Source organism: Candidatus Obscuribacterales bacterium, assembly GCA_019744775.1.
In the GTDB taxonomy this organism is placed as follows: domain Bacteria; phylum Cyanobacteriota; class Vampirovibrionia; order Obscuribacterales; family Obscuribacteraceae; genus SBAT01.
In genome coordinates this window covers 446213-464004 of record JAIETZ010000003.1, presented here as the reverse complement: position 1 = coordinate 464004, position 17792 = coordinate 446213, and the positions used below count along the sequence as shown (strand labels likewise).

The window sequence follows — 17792 nt, the reverse complement described above, 5'->3', positions numbered from 1 at the left end:
CCAATGCTCGCGTTTATCTTTCCGGCGACTTCCCCCTGTAGAAAACTGAACCCTCTCACACCTAGTGCTGTCCATTAACAGTTGTATATGGTCCATGTGTCGAGGTTGTCTGAGCCAAGCAAGCAGCCATCTTAATTACTCGTTCTCTTAATGCTTGATCATTAAGGTCCGTGCTCTTCAACAGGTGTGTTAGAACTGGCGTGTTTTGCAGAAGCGAGACAAGCGATATTTCGCAACGTGACGCGCCTTTGCCGCCCGGCAAGTCGAAATACATACTGCGTCTGCGGGCAATGGGATCGGCGCCTAACGCGCGGGTAACATGCTCGGATGTTGGACCAAACATTACTTGTTTGCCTGCATTGAGGCTGATCATCTTACCGGCAGTACAAGCACGAACAGCATTTACCGAATTTTCATATAGATTGGTTATTCTAATGAATCCATTATCGTTAGATATAAGCGCTACAGCACCAGGGTCAACCGAAACAAGGTGCTCACCGCAACGCACAACGGTGGCTTTTTGCGAAGCCACTAGCAGCTCACCAGTCGCCAAACTAACAACTCCTGGTTGTTCAAATGTCAAATTAGCACTGCCGACGTATTTAAAAGTGCCGTAGTCAGTGGTAACGCCACGAATCCCAGGAGCACTTATTTCCATTGACTGAGACTTCTCATAGCCAATCTTACGATACACATCAGCACTGCCGATCTTTTCCTTGTCTTTCTTGTTTAACGGCACTACGCCCATCGGCATCACATTATTGCCTGCCGGCGCCGGAGGCGCACTGGAGATAGTCTTGCTCGATTCTCCAGTCATTTCTTCCTTGAGCTTAGCTACACGACGTTTGTAATTAGACATCAGAGTGCTGCCCATACCACAATGAATAAGCTGCTCGCGCTCAAACATTTGTTTTTTGTCGTACTGCGATTTTTTCACTTGCAAGCCGGACACTTTAATAGTACCTGCCACAGCCACTCTATCTACCCCATCGACAGGAATCAGTTCCTCTTCAGCCATATCCGAGTCAGCGACAACCAATTCTTCACCGGGTCTCACAAGAATCTGAGAAGTTTCGTCACCGCGCCTTAAGGTAACTTCGGCATCCTGTCCAGATAAACTTACAAGCCTAAATACTCCATTTGGTTTTTGTTCTACAATACCACCGCTATCTGCAGGAATAGCCACATCACCAATCTCAGTTTTTACCTTTAACGACTTGTTGGCCGTCAACATCACTAAACGTCCTTCTCGCATTGTTACACCGCCATCTTCTTTATTGTTGGCAAACATTGTGCCGCCACAACCAAAAAGCAGTGAATCATCAGATTGCGCTAAAAACGGTTGGCAATTGCCGGAAACAAATACCCAGGCAGCAGACTGTGTTACGACCGTTTCTATCTGTGCCGTTCTGGACATAACTTGCGAAGCGTTTTTCTCAACAGGACTAGCAAAATCGGATACATCGGTCTGAATGGCTGTTCCATCAGGTGGCAGATTTACAGGACCATTGCCAGGCAAAGCAGCTCCCAAAAATGGATTCTGGGCAGCCGGAGCCTGTGCTTGTGCTTGTTGCGCAGGCGGAAGCGGCAACGGCACAATAGCCGGGCCGACAGCTCCAAAAATGGCTCCATTGATATTTATGATTCCTGGCGGATCTATGGAAATCACACCACCATCGGCAGCTAAAATGACATTATTCAGGTTAAGCACACCTCCGGCTGGTGCTTCCAAGCCGATCCAAGCTCCATTGAGCATTACAATTCCACCGCCAGTGACAGTGGCACCACTATTTACATAGGTGCCGGTATCACTTTGCACTCTGTCATTTACAGCAACTGATTTCAAGTATGCGTTATAGTCCGACAATGAAGTGCCGGCAAATATGGCTATACCGCCACCTGTGAAGTTTTGCATGTTCACGCCGTCCACAGTCACGCTGCCGGTTACATACCGCGCTACAGATGTAATTGTGGCATCGGGAATATCCAGATTGTCTGATGCTTGCATCCAAATATTTGCTCCTTGAGCAAACAGATCGTTCAAGTTTCCAAAAGTCAAATCGCCGGCGCTAGTTAAACCAATACTGCCACCAAAGGCATCCATCACCACGCCATTGCCGGTCACAACATTTCCGGTAGTGCTGGTAATTAGAATGCCACCCGGGCTGGCTATCTGCGCATAAGTGTAGTCCTGCATATTAAGACTAAACTCGTTCAAGGCACCACCAACAATGCCGCCGGTAATTTGCACCGTATTGCCAATGGCGACCCCCGTACCTCCGGTCATGAACACACTTTGTCCGGCAGAAATATCGCCGCTATCAACAACGGATAACAAACCGCCGGCAGCATTTAAGGTCACGGTGTTTACAGTTGCACTAATTGCATCTACTGTCAGACCCGAAGCGGTTGCTGTAGTTGAAAAACTCGTTTGAGCAGTCCCTGATAGAGTACCGGTAATAGTGCCTTGAGAGGCAGTTACAGATCCTGTCGTACTATTAAATGCAGCTGTCAATCCAGTAATTGTACCGGCTCCAGTAACAGATAGGCTAGCACTATTATTCAGTGTCACTTGCCCTGCAATGGAACTCAGTAATCCGTCATTAACAATCGAGGCGGAAGTTAACGTTACACCGCCGGCACCACTTATATTTTCTCCAACAGGCACATTAATGGAAGACGTCCCAACACTATTATTTATGGAAATCAGTCCATTCGAATTTATTGCAGCTACTAGTAAAGCAGTATCCGGACGATTAAGCGTCAGTGTAAAGTTATCGCCCGAACCAAGCAGCAGACCACTTATTAAACCGGAAGCATTACCTGTAATCGTTGAATTAAAGCCGGTCGAACCGACGAACCAAATAAATCCACCCGTACCAGTGACGGACGTCACATCGATGGTGCCATTCAAGGTGACTACCGTATCATCAATGGTATTTTGAATTGTTACAACATTGCCATCCCCAGATCCTGTAGCTATCGCTGTAATATTGCCTCGCGCTCCATTAGTTATGCCAACACCTGCAGAGTCGATTACAAATGGAGTTGTCGAACCATAGAGAACATCAATGCGTCCAGCGCTGCCCGTTCCTCCACCATTGGAAGCAATAGCAGCACCAGTGCCAATTGTGCCTAGTACAGCAACATTGCCGGCTGTGGCCGTCAGAGCAATATCTCCACCATCGCCCTGCCCCTTAGCACGCGCGCTGACAAACGAACTAATAGTAATATCACCTGTTGCCGTCGTTGCCGTAACATCGGCACCGTCTCCGGAAGTCGTTCCTCCGGCTGCTGATAGACCACCACTGATAATGCCGGTTTCTGCATCCAGACTAATAGCGCCGGCATTACCATCCGTGGTCACACTAGTATTAATTAGTCCGGAGATATTGATGAGCCCATTTACCGAGCCAACCGTTACCGTGCTGGAATTACCGATAGTTGACCCGCCATAAGCCAATATTGACAGTGCACCTATATTACCAATCACTATATCCCCATCACCGCTTATATCCACCAAGCCGCCAGTGCCTGTTGAACCCACAGCATTGGTGAAAACAAACAAGGTGACATTAATACCGCCATTGGCCGCCTGTAATACCACATCGCCACCGGACCCTCCGGCAGTGCCGCCCTGAGCACGAGCGTCTACCAAGGTGATGCCACCAGGAGCGATAATTGTTATATCACCAGCGTCTCCAGCTGCCGTTGGTGTCGGTGAAACTGTGGAGCCTGAGCTGCTCACAAAATCAAGTTCGGCGCTGCCATTGGTGGTAATTATGATATTGGCACCATTGCCTCCATCATGCCCACCTTCAGCACGGAAACTTATAGCGCCGCCTGTACCAACGATGCCGCCAGGAGTGGTAACAGTAATTGTGCCGGCATTTGCTTGCCCGGTTCCTGAAAAGAATACGCTGCCGGAACTATCTACAAATCTCGGTGTAGTACCTGTAGCAATTAAAGATCCGCTATTCGACTGAATTAAAATGTCACCGCCACGAGCATTAACGTTGGGTGTTTGTCCGCCCACAGCGTTCACTGAGTGAATTGTTATGTCAGTATCAGCCGTTAACGTGACATCACCCGCACGACCACCACCTCGAGCCGAACTATCTACGAAGCTGCTAAATGCTATTGCACCTCCGGTAGTATTAACAAGAATCAAACCACCATCGCCGCTCACCGTTCCTCCTGTCGCATTCAGTGAAACGCCACTAATTCCAGTTGTTGCCTGGTAGGTGATACTGGCAGCATTACCGTTGGCACCAGTAAAGGAAGCATCGGTAAAACCTGTTTGTGTAATACTGCCGGCTTGAGCCGTCACAGCAACGGTGCCTGCAGAAGTCAAATTATTAAGCGTCACACCTGCATCGGATGTTATCGTGGTTGTACCTCCAGCTATGATATTGCCGGCAGAGCTAAAATCGCCACCAGTCGTCGTCACTGTCAGATTACCGTCACTGATGAGTAAACCGGTGCCAGTAATTTGGAACACCGGTCCTGCTTGATTAGAAGTAACACTGATTACTCCATCGGATGCACCAACGCCGGCAATGTACTCATGCGTTCCTGAAATAACTACTTGCTTAGTCGTACTGGCAGCTGTAATGTTAATTGCTAAAACATCAGAAGCTGAATAGCCTTGGAATTGAATTGTCACATTGTCCGGAATATTTTCAGCCGTAATAGTTACAGAGAGTACTCCAGGCGTAATGACTATCGAGCCGCCAGTGGCAACACCGCTGCCATTAACAATCAAATTGCCGCCGATATCCCCCTGCGCAATGAGAGCTAAAATGTCACTGGTCACCGTTGGATCCGTCAAATCCAAGCTGGTCAAAGTTATGACCGGCACCGAATTGATTTGAACATTGCCGTTCATAGTAATAGCAGCACTACCGGGAGCATCAAAGACTACCGTTGTTCCTGGGGCATTAACAGTATTGTCCGGTGCATTGGCAGTTAGTCCACTAGCACCGTAAAACACCTGACCGCCAAGAGTGGGATTGGAGATAACATTTGCCGGCGTCAAGCCTGCCACAGGATTGACAGGAATTGTGCCAACTACAATATAAACGTTGCCAAAACCGCTGCCTAACTGTCGAGCATTGACTTCGGAATTCGTGTCCAAGAAGATTGATCCTTGAGCAACGTCGGCATTGCGGAGAATTACATTTCCTTTTCTTGCGGTGATTATGGAATTGGCTGTCACAGTCAACGTCGTGGCAGCAGCCGGCGGGCAAACACAGCCGGCAATTAGAGTAATAGAACCGTCGGGATTGAGTCCACCAGGATTAGTTGATATATTGCCAACATTCAAACTGGAATTGGTCGCAGTAACAGCAAAAGTGGTAGCTGCCGTACCAGTAATTACCGAGGTAAGTCCAAACTGCGTCACACTTACGCTTCCGGCAGCACTGCTGAAGTTAATCGTTCCGTTTACAGCGGACAACGAATTATCACCGTAACCAGTGACGACAATACCATTACCAGCAGAAATGGAAACATTTCCATTAGCACTAACCGCTGTTGATGGATTAACAGGTGTAGCAGCGACTCCGGTACTGGAAAATGGAGTCGTATCTATGACCACATTACCATTGGTTGCCGTAATAGTTATTGTCGAATCAGCTATCAATTGAGCACCGGTATTTAATATCACATTCCCGGTGCCAGCTGTCACAGATAAAGTACTAGAAGCCAAAAGGCTGCCTAAGTTACTTACAATTATATTCCCGATAGTAGTATAGATCTCGATAGTTTCTAAATTCAAACCGATATGGCCGGTGTTAGTAACTGTAATATTTCCGGTACCATCATGCTCTACCGTAACTCCAGCTGCACCAGAGATATAGCTGCCCGGACCGTCAATTAAAATATTGCCGCTATGTCCCGCATTAGTAACAAGGTGTACAGCACCACCTACTGATTGAATGGAGCCCCCGTTCGATACCACAATATTTCCCGTGAGTCCATCTTGGCTCACATCTATTGTCGCTGCAGTATCAGAATTGATGATACTCCAACCTGTATTATTCCAAGCACCGTCAACAACTATATTGCCATCAGTATTGCCAACCGTCAGTGTAGTACCAAAGCTTTGGATTGCACCACCTGCGCCTAGGATTATGTCACCACCAGAATTGGTGATACTCGTTATGTCGCCATAACCATCTATATTACTTGAGAATCCAGCACCAATGGTCTCTAATTGCGAGCCATAGGCAATGATACTACCACCACTATTTGTAACGGTAGTCGCACAGGTAGAACAAGCTGTACCAATATATCCGGCACCGGAAATATAAGATTGATAATCCAATTGGATATTGCCGCCATTATTATTAACGTTGACAGCCCCATTGGCGAAGACAAAGGAATTTTCCATAAACTTCAGGTTGCCCGAATTGTTAGATAGCTGGAATGTACTTGTGGCTAAATTCGGGAAAAATGCTGCATATGAATTGAGAGTCGAATTACCGCCAGCGACACTTGATCCACTGTTGCCGTTAGCAATCGTCACGGTACCATCACCGATAAGAGCGTTACCACTGTAACCTGTACCACCATCCCATACCATGTTGCCATTGTTACTGCTCACTGTACTGTTGCCTGTGACGTATAATGCTTCCCCTAGGTGAATCGTCAAATCTCCGCCGGCCGTATTGTCAATGCCAAAGTCTCCAGCGATAGTTCCCACTCCGTGATTAAACACTGGTAGAGCGCAACATACAGGTATAGATCCGGCGGCGATATTGCTACCACTGGTTACCGTGCTGCCATTAACAGTGACATTTGCCGGTGTCCCACTAGAGTTCAAGACAATTAAAGCCGCCCCTGGCAAATTGCTATCAAAAAAGACTTGAGCAGAATTGGCAGCATACGTTACAGTGCCACCAGAGAACTGGGCAGCGCCACCTACGATATTGGTTATAGTGTTAACAGCATAAGGCGATACGGCATTCATTGTCGCATCTCCAACTCCACCTACATAACGAATATCCACCAAAAGATTATTCTGGGCAGATACGTTAATTGTTGTTCCAAGTGCTTCTTCCATCCAAGCCGTAACTGAACCATTGACAGAAGAAATCGTCATTGTGGGTGCTTGTAAATTACCATTCAAGCCCATCACCACCGAACCAGTGTTGGATATGGCAATGCTGTTGGAGGCAATAATATTAAAGTCACCAGCAAAATGACCGGTGTTGAACACCATATCTGCCGCACTGAGTCCAGCCGTTTCGATAAGAACGCCGAATGAACCGGCTGTACTCATAGTAATAACTCCCGTGCCTAAGTTAGCATCAATTGCTGCACCGATAACGGCAATATCACCGCCGTTGTTGGTTATAAATATGTTGTTGGCGGAGCTGATACTACCGACTTGCAACAGACCATTAGCAACAGTAATCGAAAAGTCGCTGCCGAATGATGACCCACTAACAGTGCCACTAATTGAGGTCTGGGAAACACTAACAGTACCACTATTAAAAACGACATTGCCACTAATGCTTCCGGTACCGGTCATAGACGAAGCATTGACATTAAGCACGCCCGAACCAGCAGTAGGTGTTATCAGCTGGCCATTGTTCACAATATTTCCAAGTCCATTGGCATTGAGCGTAATGGCGCCCGTATTCGCTACCTGTAGAATAGCTCCTGTACCAATTGTCAAATCCGGTGGCGTAAATCCGACTGCGTTGCCTGCACTAATTGATAAATCACCAGGAACATCTACTTGACCAGCTACCGAAATGACAGCGCCATCAAGAATATTGACACCTAGATTGCCGGCACTGATATGCATGATGTTGGTGGCATGCGAAGATCCAACATTCAAGGTAGTAGCTTGCGAGGACGGTGGTTGCGGTCTAAGATCCGAAGTGCCGGACGGACAACCCAAGCATAGAATCAGAAAATTCATCTGTATATAGACATTTCCACCCGTATTAGCGGTGATGGTGCCTGTCTCCGTACCCACAGTCAGATCAGATCCGCTTGGGCCATTAGGACCACCTATATCACCAATACCGGATGTCAAATTAATAGTGTCAGCTTGGAAGACTTGATTATTGAATGTTTCAAAAATACCCCCCGTTCCGTCGGCGGTTAGATTGATTGTGCTGCCACCTAGAACATAGTCACCATCAATGATAATTGATCCGTCACAAGTTGTCGTCAAATCCAATACATTAGAATCACCAACAAAGGAACGCTGTAGACTTACATTTCCCTGATAAGTCAAATATGCATTACCAGAAGTCTGAGCGAATAGCAGGTTGTTGCCGCTATCATATGTCGTTAACGAAACACGACTGCCAGGTGCTCCAATATCGCCGCCGTGGGTGAGCAAATATATCTGATTACCAAACAAGGTGCCGGCCGATTGCGAAATATTCCCTGCCGTATCAGTTTCCACTCTGAGCACGTCGCGCCCAGTGATATCGGCAGCAATAGCAATATTGCCTCCTGCCTCCACAGTCTCTATCACCAATTGATCGAAAGCTTGCACAATGCCATTGGCAGCAATATCTCCATTAGCAGTAACGCTAAGTAATTTGTCGCTTACAAGCTCACCAGTAGTACCAACCAATACGGCCGGTCCAGCCTGGTTAGAGAGCACATTCACATAAACATTCGAGTTGGCGCCATCGGAAAAGAATACGGAGCCGGATACTGTTGCTTGAGTTGTAGTACTGGCAGCAGTCAAATTAACCGTAATTGGTCTCATGACGGTTCCGAAATCAAGAAACTGAATAGAGACATTTGCCGGCAAGTTCAGAGCGGTCAAAAGGGGCGCGAGCCTGGATGCTGAAATATCAGCAGAACCACCAATAGCAATACCACCACCTACATTTAATACCCCACCAATCAGTCCGGAACTTTGCAATGCCACAATTTGACTGACCGTAGACGAATCTTGCAAATCCAAGCTGGTCAATAACGGTGAGACACCTGCAACTGCCGCATTTATATTGACATTACCACCCAAACTGATATCCGTGACAGCTGCCGCATCAAAGACAACATTGCCGCCGATAGCAGTAACAAAATTATTCGGAGCAGAAGCAGAAATACTTTGACTACCAAAGAATATTTGTCCTCCACCGGATTGAGAAGCAACAACATTAGCAGGGGTTGCACCGGTCACCGGAGCGGAGGGAAGTGGACCAGAAATAATGTAAACATCACCGAATGCACTAGCACCATTGAGAGCTGTAATAACAACATTTGCTCCAATGCTTATAGTACCCGTAGTACAAGTTTCAACTGTTACCGTCCCATTGTTAGCAACAAGTGTTGCCCCCGAATTTATATTAATTGAGCCATCAACTACATTGGAACGACTGCTAGAGGTTAAGGCGATATTGCCATTATTTGCCAGAATCGTGTCAACATTCATGGCACCATCGGTAACCGCAGCCAAGAAATTCGTCGCCGCCTGTCCTGATATAGACGTGCCGGACATATCGTGTTGCGACAGCTGAACGCTGCCATTTGTGCTGATGAATGTCACTTGCGGAGTATCGATCGAGCTATAACCAAATCCAGTCAATGAAATATCTTGGTTATTCATTACCAACACGAAGCTTGGGCTAGAAAATAAGACTTCGCTGGTCTGGGTATCGATATTAATCGCTCCGCCACTATTATAGAGCAGGATGTAATTATCAACAGAAACACCATTGCCTGCAACACTGATACCGGAGCCGGCGCCGATTGTCAGATCACCGCCACTATTTCGGACAATTGCACGACCATTTTCTGCCGATACTCGTCCATAGTTCAGTAAACTAAGATTACCGGTATTGCTAATGGACACATTTGCATCAATAAGGTTAGAACCAGCGATTAATGCTCCGTTAGAAACCGTCAAATTCCCTCCAGAATTACTTACATACACGCTCCCGCCCTGATATGGAGTGTACGGAAATGTACCGAATACGGTATCTACAAATATTAATTGGTCACCACGAATAACTGTGGTTGGCAAATCAAATACCAAATTGCCGGACAGGTTATTGATGTATACGTCTGCATTTGATGTATAGACATTCGTAGCATTAAAAGTCAAATCACCTGCGGTATTCGTTATAGTTAAGTCGCCAAAACTGGCAATTGTAGAATTGTTGAAGACAGGAGCAGCTTGGCAAAGGTTACAAGTTAAGTTAAGCTCGCCTGATGAAATGATCTTTGTACCGGTATTAGTCTGAATAGTTCCAGTGGTAACTACATTGACATCACCACCGGAATTAGAGAATAGATCGCTGCCCATCCTCATATACAGTCCACCATTTATGGTGTTATCAGTAATGGAGATTGAAACATTGCCTCCTGACAGATTACCGCTAACAACGATTGAACTAAAGTTCATATCAATGTAGCCGGCTCCAGTATGCGTCACCGATGCACCACCGCCAGTAGCAGCCATATTGAAAATATCAATTTGACCAGCGTTATTGATAATAAAATCACCGGCAGTACTTTGAATATCACCACTGAATAAGCGTGTGGCGCTTCCAGTTATAACGACACTACCACCCTGCACCAAGCCATATTCAATAAATGGTCCACCAGATACGGTCATACTTAGGGCGCCCAGTGTTACAAGATCCGCTTGAGATGCAAATCCACCCCGCCCACCACCAAGCACCAGTGCTCCACCGCTGGTATTGATTGCAATTCCCGGCTGAATACCACCAGCACACAAATTACAAGTCTGGAGTACACCAAGTGTACTCGTATTGAAAACCGTGTTGCCTGTATTGGAGATAGTCGCATTACCATCTACAGTCACGGGCATATTCGAGTGCACAACCAATAGCCCAGTCTGCAATCCAGATATGTCTAAGGTGGACAATATTTCCATACCGGAACCAGTGTAATTAACGCAGCTACCACCACAGTTAACAGGGAAAATTACACCTGTTGGACCCCCAGTAACCTGGGTTCCATTAATTACTACATCTATTGTGTCACCTGACGGGTTAGATGGATCAACAGGTACAACAGTGGATAGAACTAAAAGTCCACCGCCTTGTGTGGGGCTTGGATCAATCATATTCATTGAGCTGGGTGCTTGCCAGTAAGTAACACCGGTAGTCCCATATGTGGCGAAAAACGGAGCTGGAAAACCGCTCGGAGCAGTAGCGGCCATAGATCCCGCCGTAAAATTACTTGTATTACCTACATCTAAAACAAACAGCCCGTTAGTTGCAGAAGCAGCAACATTCACCGTGCCCATTAAGACAGCGCTGGTTACAACTATCGAACCATTCGTTGCATTGAAATTAATAGCTCCGGTACCTTCGGCTCCCGCCGTACCAGTCCACATACCGCCGGTGCCGGAAACACCGAAACCCGCTGGATTATCAAAAGTAATAGTGTTTACGGCATGTACAGACGGGTTGCCGGACATAAAAGTTGCAGAAGTATTGTTGTAGAAGTAACTGGTGCTAATATCCAAGTCATTACTTGAGTCAATTATTGAGCCGCGATCAAGCAATATCGTGTAAGAGCCGCTAGTTTGAAGTGATATATTACCTGCTCCCGATGTGGACACCGTGCCAGGCGACCAACCCGTTTGACCATATATACGAATATCACCTGCCGTATTAATCAAATCAAGCGAACCGGTAGCTTTAATATGATTGCCATATAACGCGCCTTGGTTTACAGTCACCGAGAAATTAGTCGGTGGCGTACCATCATCAGTAAAGCTAGCAGCGAAGCAGAAGCAGGCAAAACTAAACGCGCCTTGTGTAACACGAGAACTAGAAATCAGTCCATCTATTCTGCCTTGAGTGACGGTAACATCACCACCGGACAGGCTGACCAAGCTTACAATCGCCTGTGCCCCACTAAATGTCACACCACTATTAGGCATATTGTTAATGCCAATTAGCCCGCTGCCATCAACCGCAAGATTAGAATTGCTGACTATACTTACCTGTTGTCCCAAGATCGACCCATTATTGTGTAAAGTCGTGGTATTCCATGTAACAGAATTGCCAGACCCAAATGATTGAACTACCGCACCAGCGTCCACTAAGGATTCGAAGCCATCTGTCAAGGTTACGGTACCACCATATACACTGGCTGACCCACTGACAGTCAATCGTCCAGATGCAGTCAATTCAAATGTTCCATAGTTGCCGGCATAGTCAGTAGCAGCAGAAGAGTTCAGTAAGAGATTAAAATTACTGCTGTTGATATACACATTGGAGCCGTGAGCCGCTATTTCATCTACCTGTACATTGATTGGCTGTCCACTGGCTCCAATATCGCCGCGCGAACTAAGAGTTGCCGATATGGCTGCAATCGACCCGGATGCTTGGATTATGTTCCCAGTGCCATCTACTTGCAAATTGACAGAATTATTTGCTTGGAACGAATTATTCAGTGTAATGGTGCCTGATCCTGACGTTGTCCTAAAGTCAATATCTGTCGCCTGCACGTACGAGTCAATCGATAAATTACCGCTGTTCAATACCTGAAAGGTTCCACCCACCTGTGAAAGGCCCAGGCTGAGGTCACCATAATTGCTTACGTATGCTGCATTATTGACGTTAGCAGTGAGATTACTAACCTGAGTAGTCAAAGGATTTAGAAGAGTGCCAACACTGCCAGTGACCTGCAAATTAAGCGTGGTAGCAAGGATGACACATGTGCCACAGTAACTGGACGAGTAAACACTTCCACCATTGAAAGTAGTCAGGTTAACCGTCGTGGCCGATACCAGTCCGCTAAAACTCATGTCGCCATTAGCACTGATTGTAATCGTGTCGTCACTAGTAATTAGACCGGATGGGGCTACAACAAAAACAGGACCAGCCTGACTGGAAGACACATTCAGCGATGGGCTTGAATTACCGCCTGTACTTACAAACTCGTTAGTCCCGGCAAGGATTGCCTGAGATGTCGTACTGGAGCCAGTGATTTGTATATTAACGCCATAGCCTGCAGTAAAATCCTGCATCGTAACTGTGACATTGGAAGGAATGTTGTATGCCGTCAAGGTGGACGACAAATTGCTTGGAGCAATGATCACATTGCCGCCCGTGGCAACACCACCGCTTTCGATGAGAGTGCCACCTAATATGCCATAAGTTTGCAGTTCAATGATGGCAGCAACGGCTGCTGGGTCATTGACCAAATCCAGACTAAGTAGCTGATATGGAATAATAGAACACTCGTTGTTATAGGTTGTTAGAAAGCCACTGCTGTTAATTGTTAGCGTGTGGTCGGTGCAAATTAAACAGCCGCCTTGTCCGGAAACAGGATTTCCATTGATGAATGAGTCGCCACCGTTTAAGTTTAAGGTTGCGTTACCGGCTGGTAACGACTTAACGAAGTGCAAGGTGCCAAAGGGATAGTCAAAAGTAATAGTGCCGCCATTGGTTGTAACGGTCGCGGAAGAGCCTGTAGGCAAGGTTACGCTTTGAACATAACTAAATAACATATTCATATTGCTGGGCACTATAGTGATAGCGGAATTAGCTCCAAATACGACATTATTTGCTTGAATTCCAAATTGTGTCTGACCTTGTCCAATCGTGAGGGTTTGATTGGCAGCTATCTCGAATGTTGGAGCATATATATAGAATTCGCCTGACAGTCCACCATTGAGAGTTAGCGATCCGTTCATCGTTGCTGTTAAATCAGAGCTGTTGGCAAATACAAAAACAGCAATACCAGTGCCTGCGGGATTAACCGAGATGTCGCCATTGCCGGTAAAGGTCAGATCTCTGTGTTCTCCCAGTTGTATGTAGTAGGGTGCATGAAGTGATCCATCAATATTTAAGAGAGAGCCGGGATGTATGAAAAGAGCCGCTGCGGCATTCAGAGTTGCACCAACGCCAATTGATAGAGAGTCCGAAGCCCATCCGTCATAACCTTCATTACCCGTATACAGGAGATCCAGAGTGCTGCCCAAATCAGCAGAACCCATCACCTTTACTGTAGGCACGTCAGTGCTAGCACTAATTCCAGCCGGCAATACGAGATTTGTGAAGCCTGCCCCTGGATAGTAGGTAATTCCCAAGTCAATAGTCCCTGCTGTAATATTTCCTGTGCCGTCTACGGTTACTTGTTGACCGCCGTGCACGGTTTGCACTATTGCCATCCAGTCTCCCGGGGTAACTAAGTCTCCATCACTAATGACTGCCGAGCCGCCATTTTTCGTGATGGTTATTGAATTTGAAGCGGCTGCTGTCGTGCCGGAATTTACATCAGTGCCAACATTTGTTCTGTTGATAAATATTCCATTGCCGGCATTTATGGCTCCGGAAGAACCACTACCACCAACAGTAAAGGAACTGGAGCCCAAATAAGCAGGAGTCGTAGCTAATCCTGCTTCATAATCACCATTTGGTAATACAGCAGTAGGCGTACTAATACTTACTGTACCGCCACCGCCTGCGTACACAGAATAGGAAGCAAATGGTGATGTTGAAAAACCAAAAGCTGAATCAACTGTTTCTGTAACTTGAACTTGCGAACCAGATAGGCTTATGCTGCCGCCTTTTGCTGTCCCAGCGTCTTGCCCTGCCGCACCTGGACCTGATGCATTGCCGCCAAACCCCAAAGAGCCGTCTTCTCCTGTTTGGGAACCAGCCGTATAACCGCCATTGCCACCAGTTGCACCGCCGCCGCCACCACCATGTGCGCCAGAGCCGATGCCGCTGCTGCCTCCTCCAAAGTAACCGCCACCACCGGCGCCCGGCTGTCCGCCGACTCCGAAGGCGCCCCCTCCGCTGCCGGAGACACTCGCATTGCCACCGCCGCCGCCACCACCACCTAAGCTGCCGCCTCCACCACCTGACCCACCATTGCCGCCACCAGCTGCTAGAACCGGTCCGTTGATTGTAATTGCCGATCGCGTAAAGACAGAGATATTGCCGCCGTAGCCGCCGTAGCTGCCGCCGGAAGAACCATCGCCGGCGCCACCGCCACCACCGGAGCTATTGATGGCACCATTAACAGTGATCGAATCATTGTTAGTCATAAGTGTAACGCCGCCGCCGTCGCCAGCCAGGCGTGCACCACCGCCGCCGCCGCTACCGCCACCGAATGTATTTATATTGCCATCGACTAGAATACTGCCCTGCATGGCGACAATGCTGAGTATGCCGCCTTTGCCTCCTGGACCTGAGTTGCTGTTATTGCTACCTTCGCTACTGCCACCACCCATTAAACTAATGTCCCCGTTTACCGTGACATTGCCATAGCTGGAAGTAATGACGACACCGCCACCATAGCCACCACCGACAGCACTGGAATCCCCCCCCTGCACTCCACTGCTGTCTATGAAACCGAGTGATACATTGCCATCGGCAGTTACAGTGTTGTGTATATTGAAATAACCAGGCCACGGGGAACTTGGTTGAGCAATACCCAAGTTGGTTATATTAGCGACGGTAATATTGCCCTTTGTCTGCGAGCCATTATCGCGAGCTTCCAGATGAATTCCTACTTGAGGTGAGAACAAGTCGTGGGATGTCTTCAAGCTAACGGTGGGCAAGTTAATATCACCGCCTGATGTACTTGTTCCGGTTATTGTGTAGAGCGGTGCACAATCAGTGCAAGTAATCGGGCTTGCTCCACCTGTTACGCTGAAATCTACGCCGGCGTACATTTTTATAGAACCAAATTGCAAATTCGGTGTTGTATCAATCAACGCATTACTGGGTGCTCCCGTTGCTTTGATGTCACCTGAAGCCAGCGCTATGAAATCGCCGCCACTTGTAGAGAAGGTGGAACCACCAGAAAACAATCCACCTAAATCCAAGTCTCCACCTTGCGCGTAGTATATTGGGTCGCCGGTTAACTCCATTTTGCTCAAGCTCAAGTTGCCATGTTTGGCACCGACGTAAGCAACTCCTGCCGAAACAGAGACCGGACCATTTAGTCTGTCCGCTTGCACATTTACTATGCCTTCAGGACTAGTGAGGTTAATTGCTTGTCCGGACAGAGTATTGCCGCTGACGCTAATTAGTCCTTTCGATAAGACCTCACCATTAAGATCCTTGACGGTTGGCAGCGTTGATAAATTGATATTGTGCCCAGCCGAGATGCTGCCCAGAATACCGTCGACAGCTAGCTGTGTGCCTACTAGATTGCGGATATTAACACTGCCGGACAACGACTGCATGATGCCTGAATTGGTTACATGAGCCGTAAGTGCATTGATGTTTCCGAGCTGGGCCGCAATTTGTCCCTGGTTGACTACACTTGCCGCCTGTAAATTCATTGTATTCATTGCCTGCATAACCGCAAGTTGACCCATATTGCTTATAGATCCGCCGGCTGTCAGATTGAGGTTGCCGGCACTCATAATGGTACCGGCGTTGACTATGTTGTTAACTGCATGCAGGGTCAAATTAGCTAAGGTCGACGAAATTAAAGCGCCGGCATTGTTGTAAATGTTGGAGGCATTAATGGCCGCCGAAGTAACAGCAGAATTTGTGGACAGAATTGAGTAGACTCCGGAATTGGTGAAATTACCGGCTAAGTTCAGAGTTTGCAAAACAGCTGCATTTTGCGAAGCATGCACGTTTGTGGGAATGACCAGGCTATTAATTTGGCTGGCCAAATTGGCGTTAAGCCTCATTCCGCCGCCGATTGCAGCCCCCATGTCATTAAGCTGCAAATACTGGGTCCCTGTGTGCATTACCTGTCTAACAGCTACGAACTCAGCTGCCGTCAACATGTCGGCAGCGCTCACTACTCGGTTAAGACCACCAATGTTAATCGTCGCCGAAGCTGCCGGACTCAGAACCGTAGAAGCAGCCACATTGCGATCAGTAGACCCTAAATCTAGATTCAAACCGGCGGCACTATTATCGGCAACCGGAGGCGAAGCATCCTGACCATAGGCAGACATAGTCCAACTAGATTGAAAAACCAGTCCCAGAGCTAAAACTAAACAGATAATCGAGCGCAACTACAGAACCACCCTTGTAGAGTCGCCCGCCCGGCCGACCGCACTGATACGCTAAGTCCATTATTCCCATTTCGCCTCAAAATAAGCCTAATACGGTAGTTTCAATATTAATACCTGGGCGTAACTGTCCTTGTTTGGGTGCCCCTGGCACACTCCAGCTATCAGCACCAGTCTTCGAGGTAGACAGTTAATTAGACCGGCAATCCAATTTGCGCCATTGTCCTCACCTCTGAGAGTCTGCCTGCCTAGTACACCCCTGGAACCAACCGGTATTTAACGTTGGCACAATATTCCGGATATCCCTTGAGCTCCGCCAGCAAACACTTCTCCTCATCCAGGATACGCCAATGCAATCCCGGAAGCATCAATAAACCAACCAAGAGCGCCCAATATGATCCAAGCGCTAGTGGCATACCAATTATTAACCAGAGTGCGCCAGAATACATTGGGTGGCGAACAATACCATAAAGACCACTTGATGAGATTTTTTGTTCTGGCACCACTTCAATAGTGGCAGCAGCAAATCGATTTTGTTTGAGCACGAAGTAAAACATCACGTATGCCAGCGCTATCAAAAAATTAGCGAAGAGCACAAGCCACGTTGGAACATTCGACCAGCCGTACCGATGATCCAATCCGGCAACTACTGGCACCAGAAAGAATGAAACCAACACGAGAACCATCACAATTCGTTGAGCCGGACGTTTTTCTGCCATGGGCCCAACTTGCATCCTGCGTTTCAAAACCTCCGGATCATGTAAAAGCAAATCAATTCCGTGTATTGCATTGACTACACAAAAGACGACAAGAAAAACCCAACCTTGCCGATAATCGAAAG

Annotated in this window: 2 protein-coding genes; both read right to left on the bottom strand. The window is 47.4% G+C overall.

The annotated features are described in order from the left end of the window. Positions 1-61 precede the first annotated feature (61 nt). On the bottom strand, positions 62-16954 hold the full coding sequence (locus tag K2Y22_08795) for a hypothetical protein (protein MBX9878540.1): 16893 nt from the start codon (positions 16952-16954) through the stop codon (positions 62-64). 245 nt (positions 16955-17199) lie between these two features. Continuing rightward, the gene (locus tag K2Y22_08790; protein ID MBX9878539.1) at positions 17200-17670 is read right to left on the bottom strand and encodes an isoprenylcysteine carboxylmethyltransferase family protein; all 471 of its coding nucleotides are present in this window, start codon (positions 17668-17670) and stop codon (positions 17200-17202) included. Positions 17671-17792: the final 122 nt, after the last annotated feature.

What these genes read in the sequence shown, in the direction of transcription:
- K2Y22_08790 (MBX9878539.1), bottom strand. Translation starts at nt 17,670, where the DNA reads ATGGCAGAAAAACGTCCGGCTCAACGAATTGTGATGGTTCTCGTGTTG.